The sequence below is a fragment of the Pseudomonas sp. P5_A12 genome (genome assembly GCF_056400685.1).
This window is the reverse complement of the sequence record NZ_JBFUKU010000489.1, coordinates 1-2,373: the sequence shown is the minus strand read 5'-3', so window position 1 is coordinate 2,373 and position 2,373 is coordinate 1. Positions and strand designations below refer to the sequence as shown.

At 56.3% G+C, this 2,373-nt stretch carries 1 protein-coding gene and 1 pseudogene; both read left to right on the top strand.

Annotated features, from left to right (window positions below; all coding sequences use genetic code 11):
* The first annotated feature begins 303 nt into the window (after positions 1-303).
* Positions 304-1,491, top strand: coding sequence for a response regulator (locus AC1DSG_RS30285; RefSeq protein ID WP_477794157.1), 1,188 nt, complete (start codon positions 304-306; stop codon positions 1,489-1,491).
* 47 nt (positions 1,492-1,538) lie between these two features.
* Positions 1,539-2,373, top strand: a pseudogene (locus AC1DSG_RS30280) (diguanylate cyclase); the annotation flags it as partial.

The following is a 2,373-nucleotide window of genomic DNA, read 5'->3' as shown; positions in this document are numbered from 1 at the left end:
CCGCTGAACCGTGCCGACTGGATCAAACTCACGTCTGCCACTGATTCAGGTTCAATGAGCGCTAGTTGCGGCACGCAATGACGCCACAAGGCGTTGTTCATAAGCGTTCAGCGTTTTTCAACGTTTTTCAGTGTCTAGCGGGGCGAGGCTCAGCCCGTTTCAGAGCAGATATCGGTATGGCATGCGTTACTGCAGTTAATTGGCAGAAGCGACGGACCGTACTTCCCCGTCATGCTTTTCGCCAGTAGTGCTTACCCCGGCTGCACTGTAATGCGCCTGTGAGCTTGCTGCGAGGAGTTCCCGTTGAGCCGCCTTACCCGCAAACCCACCGTGTTGGTGGTCGACGATATGCCAGCTGATCTGCAACTGATCAGTGCCTTGCTGCGTGAGCACACTCACGTACGCGTTGCCACCAGCGGTGCGCAGGCGTTGGAAATTGTCGATCGGGCCTTACCTGATCTGATCCTGCTGGATGTGGTGATGCCCGAAATGGATGGCTACGAGGTCTGTCGTCGTCTCAAGGACAATCCGAAGACGCGTGATGTGCCGATCTTGTTCCTGAGTGCCAGGGATCAGGATGACGATGAGTGCCTGGGGCTCTCGCTCGGCGCAACCGATTTCCTGAGCAAACCAATCAATCCACTCATATTCCTGGCGCGGGTGCAGACACAACTGCGTCTGAAGGCATCTTCGGATCTACTGCGTTCGCAGAATACCTTTCTCGATCAGGAGGTCGTGGCGCGAACCCGTGAGCTGCAAGCTACCCATGACGTGACCATCATGGCTCTTGCATCGCTGGCAGAGACTCGCGACAACGAGACCGGCAACCACCTGCGGCGCACGCAGCATTATGTCCGGTTACTGGCCGAGAAATTGCGCGATCACCCGCGATTCAGCCTCCATCTGGATGATCAAAGCATTGAACTGATATTCAAGTCGGCACCRCTGCACGATATCGGCAAGGTCGGTATTGCTGACCATATCCTGCTCAAGCCGGGGCGTTTTGAGCCTGCCGAGTTTGAAATCATGAAGACCCACGCCCGGCTGGGTTATCAGGCCCTGGTGCATGCCGAGGACATGCTGGGCGCGCAAGTGCCTTTCCTGCGCATCGCCAARGAAATTGCCCTGTGCCATCACGAAAAATGGGATGGCAGCGGTTACCCCAATGGTYTGGYCGGTGASGCCATTCCAGTGAGCGCGCGCCTGATGGCGGTCGCCGATGTCTACGACGCGATCATCAGCCGACGCGTGTACAAATCGCCGATGAGCCACGAAACGGCGGTAGCAATCATTTGCGACGGTGCCGGGCATCATTTTGATCCCGACGTGGTAGCGGCCTTCAAGCTTCTGGAGGACGAATTTGAGCAGATCACTCAGCGCTTTGCCGATGCCGATGAGAATTTTTCACTGAAAGAAACGGGTTCCAGTGGGGCCAAGTTCGATGCAAATCAACCTGCCCGGCCATTGAGTGTATTCAAACTTCTTAAGTAAATGACCGATGTACTCGCACCCCGGTGCGGATTGTCCTGGATGGTTATATGAGTGTTGCTGTTGCTCGTTTGCAATCTTTCATTGGTTCCTTGTTCTCCGGTTTGGCCGCCAAACGCGGCCTGCTGATTCTCGTGTTTCTGGTCCAGGGCGTCTGCGCGGCTGGCTACCTGTACCTGGAGCACAACTGGATTGAAGCGGGTGTGGTGCAGAGCCTGAAAAACGTCTCGTCGATGCATCGGCGCAGCTTTGGCCTGCTCGAAACAACGTTGAACTACCAGCTCGCGTCGATCGGTGAGACCGTGCAGGCCATGGGTGATAGCCGGAGTGACCAGCAACTGCATGCACTGTTGGCAAAGGAAGTGAAGAACGCTTGGCTGGATGCCGTTGTCGTTCTGGATGCGGATGGCAAGATCGTCGCGATTGACGCTGACGTACCGTTAGAGTCAGTCCTGTTGCCGGGCGTGTTGGCAGCGCGCACCTTCAAGGATTTGCCAGACTATCAGGCTGCACTTGCCGACGGGGCCGAGTCTGCCACCTTTTTTGCTCCTCGCCCGCAAGCCCCTGAGCTGGGTGAAGGGGGGATTGCGATATTCCGGTTGATCAGGTCTACGGACGGACAGTTGCTGGGTTCTGTGGTCGGCTTTACCAGCCTGCACAGCTTGTCGGCTTTGCTTAATGCCGATGCAGCATGGGGGCTCGATCTTGGCAAAGACGGTGTCCTGGGCTTTGTTGAACAACACTCGCACGAATGGCTGTATCGCTATGCACATGGAGTGAATACAGTTGCCGAGGGATATAGGACCTTTAGCCCCTCATTGCTTGAGGACACCCGGTACGGGCCGGATGTGAAATTTTACCGGTCCCCCGTGGACGGTCTGGAGC